Origin of the sequence: Mycobacterium sp. smrl_JER01 (genome assembly GCF_048513595.2) — a bacterium.
Lineage (GTDB): Bacteria > Actinomycetota > Actinomycetes > Mycobacteriales > Mycobacteriaceae > Mycobacterium.
Genome location: NZ_JBLXXK020000001.1, coordinates 2,339,574 through 2,354,644, shown reverse-complemented (window position 1 = coordinate 2,354,644; position 15,071 = coordinate 2,339,574). Strand labels below are relative to the sequence as shown.

At 67.8% G+C, this 15,071-nt stretch carries 14 protein-coding genes; 5 read left to right on the top strand and 9 right to left on the bottom strand.

Going from position 1 to position 15,071, the window contains the following annotated elements; genetic code table 11:
* Window positions 1–4 precede the first annotated feature (4 nt).
* Entirely contained in the window at window positions 5–2,650 is a 2,646-nt protein-coding gene (locus ACNUDN_RS11115; protein WP_419121990.1) for an FtsK/SpoIIIE family DNA translocase, read from the bottom strand.
* Between ACNUDN_RS11115 and ACNUDN_RS11110 the strand changes: the two genes are divergently transcribed.
* The 4 genes from ACNUDN_RS11110 (at window position 2,649) to ACNUDN_RS11095 (ending at window position 5,543) form a co-directional block, all read left to right on the top strand.
* A complete protein-coding gene (locus tag ACNUDN_RS11110) occupies window positions 2,649–3,032 on the top strand; it encodes a putative quinol monooxygenase (protein ID WP_505336168.1) in 384 nt (127 codons plus the stop codon). The genes ACNUDN_RS11115 and ACNUDN_RS11110 overlap by 2 nt on opposite strands.
* Window positions 3,033–3,041: 9 nt before the next feature.
* Window positions 3,042–3,860 (top strand): mycofactocin-coupled SDR family oxidoreductase, encoded by an 819-nt coding sequence (locus ACNUDN_RS11105; protein WP_419121988.1) that lies wholly within the window; start codon window positions 3,042–3,044, stop codon window positions 3,858–3,860.
* Window positions 3,857–4,729, top strand: coding sequence for an SAM-dependent methyltransferase (locus tag ACNUDN_RS11100; RefSeq protein WP_419121987.1), 873 nt, complete (start codon window positions 3,857–3,859; stop codon window positions 4,727–4,729). The genes ACNUDN_RS11105 and ACNUDN_RS11100 overlap by 4 nt, the downstream gene beginning before the upstream one ends.
* A 151-nt stretch (window positions 4,730–4,880) precedes the next feature.
* Window positions 4,881–5,543, top strand: a complete 663-nt coding sequence (locus ACNUDN_RS11095; protein ID WP_419121986.1) for a response regulator transcription factor — start codon at window positions 4,881–4,883, stop codon at window positions 5,541–5,543.
* A gap of 395 nt (window positions 5,544–5,938) precedes the next feature.
* On the opposite strand, the gene ACNUDN_RS11090 is transcribed toward ACNUDN_RS11095, so the two are convergent.
* From ACNUDN_RS11090 to ACNUDN_RS11055, 8 genes are all read right to left on the bottom strand, one after another.
* The gene (locus ACNUDN_RS11090) at window positions 5,939–7,615 is read right to left on the bottom strand and encodes a ribonuclease J (RefSeq protein WP_419121985.1); all 1,677 of its coding nucleotides are present in this window, start codon (window positions 7,613–7,615) and stop codon (window positions 5,939–5,941) included.
* Complete coding sequence (gene dapA, locus ACNUDN_RS11085) at window positions 7,615–8,517, bottom strand: 4-hydroxy-tetrahydrodipicolinate synthase (protein ID WP_419121984.1); 903 nt, start codon at window positions 8,515–8,517, stop codon at window positions 7,615–7,617. Before dapA ends, ACNUDN_RS11090 begins: the two co-directional genes overlap by 1 nt.
* 50 nt (window positions 8,518–8,567) lie before the next feature.
* On the bottom strand, window positions 8,568–9,320 hold the full coding sequence (gene thyX, locus ACNUDN_RS11080) for an FAD-dependent thymidylate synthase (protein ID WP_419121983.1): 753 nt from the start codon (window positions 9,318–9,320) through the stop codon (window positions 8,568–8,570).
* A 99-nt stretch (window positions 9,321–9,419) separates the two neighbouring features.
* The gene (locus ACNUDN_RS11075; protein ID WP_419121982.1) at window positions 9,420–10,514 is read right to left on the bottom strand and encodes a GGDEF domain-containing protein; all 1,095 of its coding nucleotides are present in this window, start codon (window positions 10,512–10,514) and stop codon (window positions 9,420–9,422) included.
* A gap of 87 nt (window positions 10,515–10,601) precedes the next feature.
* Window positions 10,602–11,498: a haloalkane dehalogenase gene (locus ACNUDN_RS11070; protein ID WP_419121981.1), complete on the bottom strand. Its 897-nt coding sequence runs from the start codon at window positions 11,496–11,498 to the stop codon at window positions 10,602–10,604.
* Window positions 11,499–11,502: 4 nt separating this feature from the next.
* Window positions 11,503–12,738, bottom strand: a complete 1,236-nt coding sequence (locus ACNUDN_RS11065; RefSeq protein WP_419121980.1) for a winged helix-turn-helix domain-containing protein — start codon at window positions 12,736–12,738, stop codon at window positions 11,503–11,505.
* Between the two features lie 75 nt (window positions 12,739–12,813).
* Window positions 12,814–13,281 (bottom strand): dihydrofolate reductase, encoded by a 468-nt coding sequence (locus tag ACNUDN_RS11060; protein ID WP_419125113.1) that lies wholly within the window; start codon window positions 13,279–13,281, stop codon window positions 12,814–12,816.
* A 208-nt stretch (window positions 13,282–13,489) separates the two neighbouring features.
* On the bottom strand, window positions 13,490–14,290 hold the full coding sequence (locus ACNUDN_RS11055; RefSeq protein WP_419121979.1) for a thymidylate synthase: 801 nt from the start codon (window positions 14,288–14,290) through the stop codon (window positions 13,490–13,492).
* 41 nt (window positions 14,291–14,331) lie between these two features.
* Between ACNUDN_RS11055 and ACNUDN_RS11050 the strand changes: the two genes are divergently transcribed.
* Window positions 14,332–15,069: a dienelactone hydrolase family protein gene (locus ACNUDN_RS11050; protein WP_419121978.1), complete on the top strand. Its 738-nt coding sequence runs from the start codon at window positions 14,332–14,334 to the stop codon at window positions 15,067–15,069.
* The last annotated feature ends 2 nt before the right edge of the window (window positions 15,070–15,071 follow it).

Below are 15,071 nucleotides of genomic sequence, written 5' to 3'. Positions count from 1 at the left end.
TCGGTCAGAAACCGGGCTCGTCCTCGGCGTCGGTGGCGCCGTTCGCGTCTGAGCCGCCACGGATCAGCGCCAGCGTGCCCGCCAGTTCATCGGGCTTGACCAGCACCTCGCGCGCCTTCGACCCCTCCGACGGCCCGACGATCCCGCGGGTCTCCATCAGGTCCATCAGCCGGCCGGCCTTGGCGAACCCGACCCGAAGCTTGCGCTGCAACATCGAGGTCGAGCCGAACTGCGATGACACCACCAGCTCGACCGCCTGCAGCAGCACGTCCATATCGTCGCCGATGTCGGGGTCGACGTCTTTGCGTTCGCCGGCCTTGACCGCGGTGACTCCCTCGACGAACTCCGGCTCGGCCTGGTCCTTGGTGGCCGAGACGACCGCGTGGATCTCCTCGTCGGTGATGAACGCCCCCTGCAGGCGCAGCGGCTTGTTGGCGCCCATCGGCAGGAACAGACCGTCGCCCATACCGATCAGCTTCTCGGCACCCGGCTGATCGAGGATGACGCGACTGTCGGTCAGCGATGAGGTGGCGAACGCCAGTCGGGACGGCACATTGGTCTTGATCAGGCCGGTGACCACGTCGACGGACGGCCGCTGCGTCGCCAAGACCAGATGAATGCCCGCCGCGCGCGCCTTCTGCGTGATCCGCACGATCGCCTCTTCGACGTCGCGGGGCGCGGTCATCATCAGGTCGGCCAGCTCGTCGACGATCGCCAGGATGTACGGATAGGGCTTGTACTCACGGTTGCTGCCCAGCGGCGCTGAAATATCCCCTGAACGCACCTTCTCGTTGAACACGTCGATATGGCGCACCCGGGACGCCTGCATGTCCTGGTACCGCTGTTCCATCTCCTCGACCAACCAGGCCAGCGCGGCGGCGGCTTTCTTCGGCTCGGTGATGATCGGCGTGATCAGATGCGGGATGCCCTCGTAGGGAGTCAGTTCCACCATCTTCGGGTCGATCAGGATCATCCTGACCTCGTCGGGTGTCGCACGGGCGAGCAGCGACACCAGCATCGAGTTCACGAAGCTCGACTTGCCCGACCCGGTGGAGCCGGCGACGAGCAGGTGAGGCATCTTGGCCAGGTTGGCCGAGATCATCTCGCCCTCGATGTCCTTGCCGAGGCCGATGACGAGCGGGTGGTGGTCCGAACGGGTCACCGGGTCGGTGAGCACGTCGGCCAGACGCACCGTCTCACGATCGGTGTTGGGCACCTCGATACCCACGGCCGACTTGCCCGGGATCGGTGCGAGCATGCGCACGCTTTCGGTGGCCACCGCGTAGGCGATGTTGCGGTGCAGCGCGGTGATCTTCTCGACCTTCACCCCGGGCCCGAGTTCGACCTCGTAGCGCGTGACGGTCGGCCCGCGGGTGCATCCGGTGACCGCGGCGTCGACCTTGAACTGCTGTAGCACCGAGGTGATGGCGTCGGTCATCTGCTGGTTGGCCGCCGTCAACCGCTTGGGCGGATCGCCGGCGATGAGCAGGTCCAGCGACGGCAAGGCGTAGGGGCCCTCGACGACCCGGTCCATGACGAGCTTGGCCGCCTTGGATTGCTTCTTGCGGGCGCGCGGGGCCGGCTCGGCAGAGGTGGGAGCGTCGTCGTCGAGCGGATAGTTGTCCATCGGCGAACCGGCAGGCGTCGGCGGGCTGTCGGGGGCTTTGTCGAGCTCCACGGTCGGCTGATCGGCCGTCGGCCACGATTGCCCCTGATCGGCGGCCAGGTCGACGTCGTCGTAGTAGCCGTCGGAGACGTCGTCCCGATCGCCGCCTTCGTCGCCGTACTCGCCGTACTCGTCGTCGTACTCGTCTTCGTCGTACTCGTCGCGCTGCCAGCGTGTGGTGAACATGTCGCGAACCACCTCGGGCACTTCCCGGATCGTGGTTCCGGTCACCAGCAGCAGACCGAACAGCACCCCGATGAACAGCAGCGGTGCGGCGATCCACGCCGTCAACCCGTCCGCGAGGGGGCCGCCGATCGCAAACCCGAGGAAGCCGCCGGCGTGCTGGCGGGCGACCGGATCCTGCGGCGAACCCGACCACAGGTGCCACAGGCCCAGGAGCGGCAGCGCGATCATCGTGAACCCGAGGATCAGCCGAGGTCGGGATTCCGGATCGGGTTCCGACCGCATCAGGATCACCCCGAGTGTCGCGAGCACGATCGGCATCAGTACCACGGCCGCCCCGATGACCACCCGCACCGTGGTGTCGATCCAGGCACCCACCGGGCGGGCCGCGTCGAACCAGGAGCCGGCGGCCACCACGACCGCCAGCCCCAGCAGCGCGAGCGCGACACCATCGCGCCGGTGTCCGGGTTCCAGCTCGCGTGCGCGGCCGACCGACCGCGCGGTGCTGCCCGCCCCCTTCGCCAGCATCAACCAGCTCGCGCGCACCCCACGACCGACCGCCGTTCCGGCCGCAGCGACCGGGGACGGACCCCGTCGTGCCGGTTTGCGGCGCGGTGCCGACGGGCGCGCAGGCCGCGCCCCACCGCGCGATGCGGCCTTTGACCTGGTCTGACGTCCAGAAGATCGGGCCGCGGTCTTACTCGCCATGGCAACCAGCCTAGTCGCTACCGCCCCAGAAGCACCATCTGCCACACTGGTCACAGATTGGTGACACTCCCCCGCGCAGTGCCGCGACGCCATGGGCCTCCGAGGACATCGGCTGAGTAGGGTGGACAACTGTCCAGAATCACTCGACCGAGGAGCACGAATGCCCGTCGTCGTCATCGCCACCATGAAGGCCAAGCCCGAGTCCGTGGACGCGGTGCGCACCGCATGCCAGACGGCCATCGAAGCGGTCCACGGTGAACCGGGGTGCGAACTGTACGCCCTGCACGAAGCCGACGGCACGTTCGTTTTCGTGGAGCAGTGGACCGACGCCGACGCGTTGCAGAAGCACAGCGCGGCCCCTTCGGTGGCCACACTGTTCGGCACGGTCGGCGAGCTGCTCGACGGCGCACCCGACATCACGATGCTCCAGCCCGTGGTCGCCGGCGACCCGGCCAAGGGCCAGCTGCGGCCGTAGCGGATCGACATGGGTGAACTCACTGGCAAGGTCGCCTTCATCACCGGTGCCGCACGCGGGCAAGGTCGCGCACACGCGGTCAAGCTGGCCGCCGAAGGGGCCGACATCATCGCACTCGATCTGTGCGCACCGATCGAATCGGTCCCCTACCCGCTGGCCACCCCCGACGATCTGGCCGCAACAGTCGCACTCGTCGAGGACACCGGCGCCCGCATCCTCGCCTACGAGGCCGACGTGCGGGACCGCGACGCGGTGAAGGCCGCGGTGCGCGACGGGACAGAGAAGTTGGGCGACCGACTCGACATCGTGGTCGCCAACGCCGGTATCGCGCCGATGGCGGCCCCCGATGCGTGGCAGGACGTCATCGACGTCAACCTCACCGGCGTCTACAACACGATCGACGTCACGATGAAGCCGATGGTCAAGTTCGGCAACGGCGGTTCGATCGTGCTCACCAGTTCGGTCGCCGGCCTGGTCGGGCTCGGCGCGCCACTGGCCGGGTCGGTGGGCTATGCCGCGGCCAAGCACGGCATTGTCGGCATCATGCGCGTCTACGCGAATTTCCTTGCCCAATACCGGATCCGGGTGAATTCGATCCATCCGTCGGCGGTGCACACCCCGATGATCGACAACGAGTTCACCCGCTCATGGCTCGACGGCATGGCGCAGCAGAGTCAGGGCGGGCCCGACATGGGCAACGCACTGCCGGTGTCGGCGCTGGAACCGGAGGACATCGCCAACGCAGTCTTCTGGCTGGTGTCCGATGCCGCCCGCTATGTCACGGGAATCACGCTTCCGGTCGACGCGGGGTACGTCAACAAACGATGAGTGCTCGAAACGCCGCAGCGCAGACCGCTTTCGGGCCGATGGTGCTGGCGGCGATCGAGCACAACGAGCCGGCGCACCGCCGCCTGGTCGACGACGATCTGGCGGCGTCGTTCCTGCCGCGACGGCTGCGCACGCTGGTCTGGATGACTCGCCACGGGGCACTGCGCCGGTCGGCGATGGCAGCCGCCGAACGATCCGGCCCCGGACTCTGGGCCAGCGTGGTCTGCCGCAAACGGTACATCGACGAACGGCTGTCGGATCCACTGAACGAGACCGATGCCGTGGTGGTGCTGGGCGCCGGACTCGACACGCGGGCCTGCCGGATCGCCCGACACGGCGACTTACCGGTTTTCGAAGTCGATCAGCAGGTCAACATCGACCGCAAAGCGGCCGCGCTTTCGCGGGTCTTCGGCGCCATTCCCCCGTCAGTGCATCTGGTGCCCGTCGACTTCGAGAAGGATACGTTGCTCCCGACGCTGGAGTCGTACGGGTACCGCCGGGACCGACGCACGTTCTTCATCTGGGAAGGGGTAACGCAGTACCTTAGCCCGGACGCGGTGCGCGCGACACTGGCCCAGACCGGCGGCGCCGCCCCCGGCAGCAGGCTGATCTTCACCTACATCCGGCAAGATTTCATCGACGGCACCGAACTACACGGCGCCGAACGCGTGTACCGGCGATTCCGCACCCGCGACGCCGTGTGGCGGTCGGGTCTGGTGCCCGAGGATGTCGCAGACCTGCTCGCCGAGAACGGCTGGCGCCTCGTCGAGCAGGCCGGTCCGAGCTACTTTCGGGACACCTACATCCGCCCGACCGGCCGCGCGGTGACCGCCTCCCCCATCGAGTGGACGGTGCTGGCCGAGCGCTGATCCACTGCGGCACCGGACCGGACCTTGTCGGATCGGCGTAACATCGAGAACAGTCGGGTGGCTGGCGAAAGCCGAGGTTTTCGACGGGTCTGCTCGCGGCAGTTGTCGGCCAGGAGAGGGACGTGATGCTCGCCGGGGAAGCGACGGGTTCGTGGCCGCCGTGCTGATCGCCGAGCATGAGCCTCGGATCTCCGCGTTTGTCCGAAAGGGCTTGTTGGCCAACGGCTTCGCCGGGACCGTGGTGATGGATGGACCATCGGCCTACCGCCATGCCCGCAGTGGTGATTTCGATCTGATGTTGCTCGACGCGGCGCTGCCGCGGGTGGACGGATTCACCGTGCTGCGCCGGTTGCGCGCCGAGGGCAGTGCACTTCCGGTGCTCATGCTGACGTCGCGCGCCGGCGCGGCAGAGACTTCCGCGGTCGTCCAGGCCGGCGCGGACGACCACATCGTCAAACCTTTCCGACTCGAGGAGCTGTTGACGCGGGTCCGGCTACGGCTCGGGACGCAACGGCCGGCGGGACCGACGACGCTGACCTATGGCGACCTGCTGCTGGATCTGCGGACCCGACGGGCTCACGTCGGCGACTACGCCGTGGACCTCTCGGCGCGGGAGTGCAAGCTGGCCGAGACGTTCCTGCGGCACCCGGGTCAGGTGCTCTCGCGCGAGCAGCTGCTCCGCCAGGTCTGGGGTGAGCATTACGAGGCCGGCTCCAACGTCGTCGATGTCTACGTCCGCTATCTGCGTCGCAAGCTCGGCGCAAACCGGCTCGTCACGCTGCGCGGACTCGGATACCGACTCGAAGCCATCTGATCGGGTACGGACTCCCAGCAAAGGGCGCTCCGCGCGGATCGATCCGTATTCGCGCACCGCCGCCACCGAGCTTGCACACCGCCGCCCCGGATCACGGCGTCGTCCGAGCTACGCAGCGGGCCGCCGACCAGATGAACCAGACGCCATGCGGCCGCACGGGCACAATCTCATTGATCAGTCAAAAATCACCGCGTCCTGCCCGGGCAAGACCGGCCACGACTCTGATGTGAAATTGACGGCAAACACTATTTCGAAGCCGGAAGATCACCACCGCAGAGTCTTGCGGGCCCCATTCTGCCGTGCATAATACGAGGTACCACATTTCCAGCAAAGCTCAGCGGCCGGCGCGGCACGCGTGGCGTCGGCCGCGCCAGCGGGAACACGCCGCCCCGGACTCAGATCTCGATGACCGTCGGCACGATCATCGGCTGCCGGCGGTAGGTCTCTCCGACCCACTTGCCCACGGTGCGTCGCACCGCCTGAGCGATGCGGGTGGGGTCGGTGACGTTTTGCGAAGCCAGGTGCTCCAGCTCTGCCTCGACCCGCCTGGCCACCGGCTCGAGAGCCTTGGGGTCCTCGGAGAATCCGCGGGACTGCAGATGCGCCGGCGCGGCCACCTTCCCGCTGCCGCGGCGCACGATCACCGTGACGGCGACAAAGCCCGACGACAGGATGAGACGCTCCCCCAGGGTGGCGTCACCGACGTCGCCGGTGATCAGTCCGTCGACGAACATCTTGCCGACCGGTACGGCGCCGGCGATGCCGGCCCGGCCCGCCACCAGGTCGACGCTCACCCCGTTCTCGGCGAGCACGACGTTCTCCTGCGGCACACCGGTGCTGGCCGCCAGCGCTGCGTTGGCGCGCAACATCCGCCAGGTCCCGTGCACGGGCATGACATTGCGCGGACGCACCCCGTTGTACAGAAAGAGCAGTTCCCCGGCGTAGGCATGACCCGAAACATGCACGCGCGCTTGAGCATTGGTGACCACGCGAGCGCCGATCTTGGCCAGCGCATCCATCACACCGTAAACCGCTTCCTCGTTCCCGGGGATCAGCGAGGACGACAGAATGATCAGGTCACCTGCCGTCAGGGTGATGCTGCGGTGCTCGCCACGCGACATCCGAGACAATGCCGCCATCGGTTCGCCCTGCGTCCCGGTGGTGATGAGCACCACCCGGTCGGCGGGCATCATCTCGGCCGCCGCGATGTCGAGGACGTCCTCGTCGGCGACCTTCAGATAGCCCAGGTCGCGGGCGATGCCCATGTTGCGCACCATCGAGCGCCCCACGAAGGAGACCCGCCGCCCCAATGCCACGGCGGCGTCGATGATCGACTGCACGCGATCGACGTTGGAGGCGAAGCACGCCACGATCACCCGGCCGTCGGCTCCGCGCATCAGCCGGTGCAGCGCCGGCCCGACCTCGCTCTCGGAGGGGCCGACACCCGGAATCTCCGAATTCGTCGAATCGCAGAGAAACAGGTCGACACCGGCGTCACCGAGACGGGACATGCCGGGCAGATCCGTGGGCCTGCCGTCCGGGGGCAATTGGTCGAGTTTGATGTCACCGGTGTGCAGCACGGTGCCGGCACCGGTGTGGATGCCGATCGCCAGGCACCCGGGGATGGAATGGTTGACCGCGAAGTACTGGCACTCGAACACGCCGTGGGTGCTCTTCTGCCCCTCGGCGACCTCGACGAACTTCGGGGAGAGACGATGCTCCCGGCACTTCGCGGCCACCAGAGCGAGAGTGAACTTCGAGCCGACGATCGGGATGTCCGGCCGCTGCTTGAGCAGGAACGGGATCGCACCGATGTGGTCCTCGTGAGCGTGGGTGACCACCAGCGCTTCGATATCGTCGAGGCGGCCCTCGACGTGGCGTAGATCCGGCAGGATCAGATCGACGCCGGGTTCGTCATGGGTCGGGAACAACACCCCGCAGTCCACGACCAGCAGCCGGCCCAAATGCTCGAAAACGGTCATGTTGCGGCCGATCTCGCCAATACCACCCAGGGCGGTCACCCGCAGACCGCCGGGAGCCAGCGGCCCCGGCGCAGTCAACTCGGAGATCACTAGCGCAACACCCCGGCCGCGCGCATGTCGGCGGCCAGCGCCTCGCGCTCCTCCGCCGTGACGGGAATCTGCGGCAGCCGTGGTTCACCCGCGTCGAAGCCCTGCAGGCGTAAGCCGGCCTTCGACAACGTCACCCCGCCGAGGCGCGACTGCGCCTGTGCCAGCGGTCCGAGCGTCACGCAGATCTTGCGGGCGGTCGCCACGTCGCCAGAGGCGAATGCGGTCACCATGTCTCGCAACTGACCGGCGGCCAGGTGACCCCACACGCTGATCAGACCGACGGCGCCCATCGTCAGCCACGGCAGGTTCAGCGCATCGTCTCCCGAGTAGTACGCCAGCCCGGTCTCGGCGATGATCTGCCCGCCACCGTGCAGGTCACCTTTGGCGTCCTTGATGGCGACGATGTTGGGGTGGGCGGCCAGCTCGCGGATCGTCTGCCACTCGATCGGCACCACCGAGCGCGGCGGGATGTCGTAGAGGATCAGCGGCAGATCGGTGGCGTCCGCCACCGTGGTGAAGTGCGCCAGCAGGCCCGCTTGCGGAGGGCGCGAGTAATACGGGGTGACGATCAGCAGCCCGTGCGCCCCCTCGGCCGCACTGGCCTGCGCCAGTCGCACCGTGTGCGCCGTGTCGTAGGTACCGGCGCCGGCGATGATCCGCGCCCGGTCGCCGACCGCCTCCAGGACCGTCCGCAGCAGCAGCAGCTTCTCATCGTCGGTGGTGGTCGGCGATTCGCCCGTGGTGCCCGACACCACGAGCCCGTCACAACCGGCGTCGACCAGGCGGTGGGCCAGCTGCGCGGCAGCGTCGGTGTCCAACGAACCGTCCGGCTTGAACGGAGTAACCATAGCGGTCAACAGAGTGCCCAACCGGGCCGGGGCATCGAATCCGCTGGTACTCACGGGCACCTAGATTACCTGGTCACCAGCGCGGGTCACGAATGCCTGACGGGTCAGACTTCGGTTGCCAACGGACTGGTCGCCACCTCGGTTCCATCGGCCAGCACCGCGATCTCGAAGTCGGAGAACACCTGTGGTGCGACGTCGGCGAGTTGGCGCAGGCATTCGATGGCAAGTCGACGGATCTCCAGGTCTGCGTGTTCGCTGGCGCGCATCGCGATGAAGTGCCGCCACGCCCGATAGTTGCCGGTGACCACGATCCGGGTCTCGGTCGCGTTCGGCAGTACCGCGCGGGCCGCCTGGCGAGCCTGTTTACGCCGCAGCGTGGCGTTCGGCTGAGTTGCCAACCTGGATTCCAGCCGGGTCAGCAGTTCGGTGTAGGCGGCACGGCCGGCGTCGACGGCGTCGCGAAAGATGTCCAGCAGTTCGGGGTCGTCCTCGATCCCGGGCGGCGGCACCACCTGCGAATCGTGCTCCGGCACATAGCGCTGTGACAGCTGCGAGTAGGAGAAGTGCCGGTGCCGGATCAGCTCATGGGTGCACGATCGCGAGATTCCGGTGATGTATAACGACACCGAGGCATGCTCGAGCACGGAGAAATGGCCCACGTCGATGATGTGGCGCAGATATGCGGCGTTGCTCGCGGTGCGCGGGTTGGGCTTCGACCAACTCTGATAGCAGGCGCGGCCGGCGAACTCGACCAGCGCGGCGCCGCCGTCGGCATCGGTGCTCCACGGCACGTCCGGCGGCGCGGTGAACTCGGTCTTGGCGATGAGCTGCACTCGCAGCGACGCGATCTCGGCCATCGGCTGAGCCTAACGCGCACACCCGAGCGGCCCCTGCGTCGCGAGGTCGGGGTTTCCCGGTGTCGGCGCAAAAGGCCGGGATCGTTGCCGGCCCGCGCCCTAGCGCCGTCCGGACCCGCCCTGATCCAGATAGCGATGCAGAACGCGGTCCCCGCCCGCGCGCTTGGCGGCATACATCGCCGCGTCTGCCTCACGGATCAACCGCTCGATGAACTGCGGATGTTCCACCTCGACGCCGGCCGCGACGGTGGCGGTGCAGATACCGAGACTGGCCGTGATCTCGAACGGCGTCGCGGCGATGCCCTGGCGGATGCGCTCGGCGGTCAGTGCATGCCCCGATGCGGTGTCGGCGTCGGCGACCACAAACTCCTCGCCGCCGAGCCGGGCGAGCACCGAGCCTGCGCCACTGCGTTGCAGTACCGCCGCGACGTCGACCAGGGCCGCGTCGCCGGCGGCGTGGCCACGACTGTCGTTGAGACCCTTGAAGTCGTCCAGATCGACCATCGTCACGTTGATGTTGGTGTTGATCTGCCGCCGCGCCGACAGCAGGTCATACACCGAGTTGTAGAACGACCTCCGGTTCAGCAGACCGGTGAGCGGATCACGGTCGGAGTTGCGCAGATCGGTGTGCAGCGTATGTACCAGGGAATGCACGCCGAACGGCACACCGAGGTTCAGGCCGAGGACGATCAGTGCCGAAGCCGTGACGATGGCGAGATCCCCCGTCTCGCCGAACATCCGGGCCGCTGACACTGCCGCACAGGCCGCCGCGAAAGCGAAGTTCAGCAGAACGTGCGCGAACGCGTGGAAGTAGGCGAGGAAACCGCCGATCGCGGCGAACACCGTGCACCCCATCAGTCCGCCGTACGGGTTGGGCATCACCAGGCAGCCCACCGCGATGCACGCGGTACAGATCCCGGCATATACGAGCGATTGAGAGCGGGTGGGCCAGCGGAACAACCACAACGTCGATGCCATGAACCCGGCCACGGAGGCCGCGACGGCCACCCCGGTCCCCGCTCCGCTGGGACCTTCCGGGCTCGCCAGCGTCATGACCGGTACCGCGCCGACGAACACGGTGAAGGCGAAGGTTCCCCACCGCCACGGGGTCTGCAGCCCCCGGTCCCGCAGGTACGCGCTGAACCAGTCGAAATGGTCTGACCGTCCCCACCGCCGCCACCACCACTCAGACACACTGACTCCCACGATCCGGCGTGCAGCCGTCACCTCAAGAGGGGGCGCCCGTACGTCGTGGGGTCCGGCATCGCCTGCACAGAGCGTCTATGCCGGATTGGCGGCGACGAAATCCACCACGACGGCCGCAAGCTCGCGACCCTTGTCCTCCTGCAGAAAGTGTCCCCCACCGGCGATGGTCACGCCCGGTTGCCCCTGCGCACCCGGGATGAGCCGGCGCAGCGGCACGTCGCCGCCCTCGGTGATCGGATCGGAATCGGAGAACGCGCACAGGAACGGCTTGTCGAATCCGCGCAGTCCCTCCCAGGCCGCGCGGTTCGCCGGAGCGGCCGGATCATCCGGGCTGATCGGCACCAGCGTGGGAAACTGACGCGCGCCGGCCTTGAAGGTGTCGTCGGGGAACGGCGCGTCGTAGGCGGCGATCACCTCCGCAGACAGCGTCGAGACGCACCCCCCGTTGATGATCTTGCCGACCGGAAAGTCCGGACTTTCCTGACTGAACCGCTGCCAGGCCAGAAACGCCTCACCCGGCTGTTGGTCACCGGTCGGCAGGGTGGTGTTGGCCGCCACCACCCGGGTGAATCGCTCCGGATGCTCGCCGACCAATCGCAACCCGATCAGCCCGCCCCAGTCCTGGCATACCAACGTCATCGCCTCCAGACCGATCGCCTCGACCGCGGCCCAGGTCCAGTCCACATGCGCCTGGTAGGTGTAATCCTCCCGCCGGGTCGGCTTGTCGCTGCGGCCGAACCCCACCAGGTCGATGGCAACAGCCCGTAGTCCCGCCCCGACCAGGACCGGGATCATCCGGCGGTACAGGTAGCTCCACGACGGCTCGCCGTGCAGAAGCAGCACCACCTCCCCGTCGGGCGGGCCCTCGTCGAGGTAATGCACACGCAGTCCGTCGACGTCTACATAGTGCGGTGCGAACGGGAAATCGGGCAGGTCGGCGAAGCGCTCGTCAGGGGTGCGCAGAAAATCCATGCGCTCAGCTAACCAAGGCCGAGCCCAGCTCCGCCACCAGATCACCGCGCGGTCCTAGGGCCACCTCCGTCAGACCCAACCAACCGGCCATCGATCGCAACTCGGCGGCGAGCGCCGACGCGACACGGACCCGGTCCCGCCCGTCCTCGGCGAACGCGCCGAGCACCTGCAGGACGCCCGAGGACCGGTCGGCTTTGAGATCGACGCGGCCGACCAGATCGCCGTCGAGCAGGAAAGGCCACACGTAGTAGCCGAATCGTCGCTTGGCCGCCGGGGTGTAGATCTCGATGCGATAGTGGAAACCGCCGAACAGCCGCTCGACGCGGGGCCGGAAGAAAACCAGCGGATCGAACGGGCACAGCAGAGCGGTTCCACGGTCCCGCCGCGGCACGACCTGCCCGGCGCGCAGGTATGCCTGCGCCGGCCATCCGTCGACCTGCACCGGTTCCAGCTCGCCGGCGGCGACGAGATCGGCGATGGCGGGTTTGATCTGGCGGGCACCGAGGCGGAAGTAATCCCTGAGATCGGCCTCGGTGGCCACCCCCAACGCGCCGGCCGCCCGCAACGTCAGTTCCCGGACGGCGTCTGCCTCCTCGACCTCACGGTCCACGACATCGGCCGGCAGCACCCGCTCGGTGAGGTCGTAATGGCGCGCGAACCCGACCCGGGTCGCCGTCGTGAGCACCCCGGCCGACCACAGCGCCTCGGCCACCCATTTGGTGTCGCTGCGATCCCACCACGGACCCTTGCGACCCCGCGGCTCCGACTCCAGATAGGCCTCGATCTGACCCGCCGTCGCCGGCCCCAGCACGGAGACGGCGTCCACCACGGACTCGGCGAGACTGCGGTTGCGTTTGACGATCTCCACACCCCACCGGCCGTGCTGATACTCGCGCATCCGCCAGCGCAGCAGCGGCCAGTCGTCGACCGACATCAGCGCCGCCTCGTGCGCCCAGTACTCGACAAGCAGCCGCGGCGACCGCGCCGAATGGCTCCACGCGGCGCGGTCGAGCAGACCGCGGTCATAGGGTCCCAGCCGGCTGAACACCGGCGCGTAGTGGGCGCGAACGGACACCGACACCGAATCCAGCTGCAGCACCTGTAGCCGCGCGATCAACCGCTTCAGGTGGGCGCGGGTCACCGGGCCGGCAGGTCTGGGCTCGTGGAAGCCCTGAGCGGCGACGGCGGTCCGGCGGGCCTGTGCAGCGGTCAGCACCGCGCCACGGAGAGAGGAGGCCATCACGACATCGTCGCCCATCGCACCGACAGGGCGTTCGCACCGCGTCGTCGCTGCCGCTGGCCGGCGGTGCCGCGCCTACTTACGGACGAAGCTGTAGAACCGGTAGCGCAGACCCGACGAACTGTCCCGCCACTCCCCTTCGGTGCCGACCCAAGCCTCGTCGAGAACCGGCGCGAGCGCGTCGTCATCCTCTCTGCGCAGGTCGACGTCGACTTCGGTGATTTCGCAGCGCGTCGCCAGCGGCATGGCCAGCCCATAGATCTGGGAGCCCCCGATCACCCAGGCGTCGTCCAGCGGCGCGTCCTCCAGTGCGGTCACCACCTCGGCTCCCTCGGCCCGGTAGCCGGGCTGACGGGTCACCACCACGCTTCTGCGGCCGGGCAGCGGACGGAACTTCGCGGGCAGCGACTCCCAGGTCAGCCGCCCCATGATGACGGTGTGCCCCATGGTGAGCTCTTTGAAGCGCGCCATGTCCTCGGGCACCCGCCACGGGATCGCGTTGCCCCGGCCGATAACCCCGGAACTGGACTGCGCCCAGATCATGGTGAGTTCGGCGACGGTCACGATTCGGACCTGCAAGCAGTCCTCTGGACCGTCGATTCGGACCTGCAAGCAGTCCTCTGGACCGTCGATTCGGACCTGCAAGCAGTCCTCTGGACCGTCAATTCGGACCTGCAAGCAGTCCTCTGGACCGTCAATTCGGACCTGCAAGCAGTCCTCTGGACCGTCAATTCGGACCTGCAAGCAGTCCTCATACCGCCACCGGCGCCTTGATCGCCGGGTGCGGGTCATAGTTGTTGATCACAACATCCTCGTAGGTGTAATCGAAGATCGAATCCCGCGGCGCGAGAACGAGTTCCGGATAGGGTCGCGGATCGCGGGAAAGCTGCTCGGTGACCTGGTCGACGTGGTTGTCGTAGATATGACAATCCCCGCCGGTCCAGACGAACTCGCCGACACCCAGACCAGCCTGGGCCGCCATCATGTGGGTGAGCAGCGCGTAGCTGGCGATGTTGAACGGCACCCCGAGGAACAGATCGGCGCTGCGCTGGTACAGCTGGCAGGACAACCGGCCGTCGGCGACGTAGAACTGGAAGAAGGCGTGGCACGGCGGCAACGCCATCTGCGGAATGTCACCGACGTTCCAGGCCGAGACGATGTTGCGGCGCGAGTCGGGATCGCGCCGCAGCAACTCCAGCGCCGCGCTGATCTGATCGATGTGCGCACCCGACGGCGTCGGCCACGACCGCCACTGCACCCCGTAGATCGGGCCGAGATCGCCTGTCGGAGAAGCCCACTCGTCCCAGATCGTGACGCCGTGCTGCTGCAGCCATGTGACATTGGACTCGCCGCGCAGGAACCAGAGCAGCTCGTAGACGATCGACTTGGTGTGCACCTTCTTGGTGGTGATCAGCGGGAAACCGGCGGTGAGGTCATAGCGCATCTGATGACCGAACAGACTGCGGGTGCCGGTGCCGGTGCGGTCGGATTTCGCGGTTCCGGTCGCGAGCACCAGACGCAACAGATCTTCGTACGGGGTGGCGATCGGCACGCGCTCAGCTTACGTGCACACGGTGGGAGTAGAACGGACCCATGCCGAGGATCACCGACACCGTGACAACCGCTGACGGCGCCTGCCCGGTCAGCCTGCACACCCCGGACTCCGGCGGACCGTGGCCCGCCGTGGTGATGTATCCCGACGCCGGGGGTGTTCGCCCCACGTTCCGCGCCATGGCCGACAGGCTCGCCGGCTACGGCTACGCGGTCCTGGTGCCCGACGTGTACTACCGCGACGGCGACTGGGCTCCGTTCGACATGACCACCGTCTTCGAGGATGAGCGCGAGCGCGCCCGGCTGTTCGCCATGATCTCGATGATCACCCCCGACGTCATGGCCTCCGACGCCACCGCGTTCTTCGACTATCTGACAGCACGCCCCGAAGTGCGCGGCACGTCGTTCGGCACCACCGGGTACTGCATGGGCGGGCGGACCTCGCTGGTGGTGGCAGGCCGCGTTCCCGATCGGGTCGCGGCGGCGATGTCCTTCCACGGTGGTGGTCTGGCCACCGAGGACGCCACCAGTCCCCACCTGCTCGCCGAGAACATGCGGGCAGCAGTGTACGTCGGAGCGGCGCACAACGATCGGTCGTTCACCACCGAGGACGGCGAACGGCTGGAGAAGGCGCTGTCGGCTGCGGGCGTCGAGCACACCATCGAGTGGTACTCGGCGTTCCACGGGTTCGCGGTACCCGACAACGGCCCCTACGACGAGCCCGCGGCGCGGCGCCACTGGGACGCGATGCGCTCCTTCTTCGCCGCTCACCTAGGGTGAGC

Bases quoted from the DNA above. Each gene is read 5' to 3' on its own strand.
- ACNUDN_RS11110 (WP_505336168.1), top strand. From the start codon at position 2,649: ATGGGCCTCCGAGGACATCGGCTGAGTAGGGTGGACAACTGTCCAGAA.
- ACNUDN_RS11115 (WP_419121990.1), bottom strand. From the start codon at position 2,650: ATGGCGTCGCGGCACTGCGCGGGGGAGTGTCACCAATCTGTGACCAGT.
- ACNUDN_RS11105 (WP_419121988.1), top strand. From the start codon at position 3,042: ATGGGTGAACTCACTGGCAAGGTCGCCTTCATCACCGGTGCCGCACGC.
- ACNUDN_RS11100 (WP_419121987.1), top strand. From the start codon at position 3,857: ATGAGTGCTCGAAACGCCGCAGCGCAGACCGCTTTCGGGCCGATGGTG.
- thyX (WP_419121983.1), bottom strand. From the start codon at position 9,320: ATGGCCGAGATCGCGTCGCTGCGAGTGCAGCTCATCGCCAAGACCGAG.
- ACNUDN_RS11070 (WP_419121981.1), bottom strand. From the start codon at position 11,498: ATGGATTTTCTGCGCACCCCTGACGAGCGCTTCGCCGACCTGCCCGAT.
- ACNUDN_RS11065 (WP_419121980.1), bottom strand. From the start codon at position 12,738: ATGGCCTCCTCTCTCCGTGGCGCGGTGCTGACCGCTGCACAGGCCCGC.
- ACNUDN_RS11060 (WP_419125113.1), bottom strand. From the start codon at position 13,281: ATGATCTGGGCGCAGTCCAGTTCCGGGGTTATCGGCCGGGGCAACGCG.
- ACNUDN_RS11050 (WP_419121978.1), top strand. From the start codon at position 14,332: ATGCCGAGGATCACCGACACCGTGACAACCGCTGACGGCGCCTGCCCG.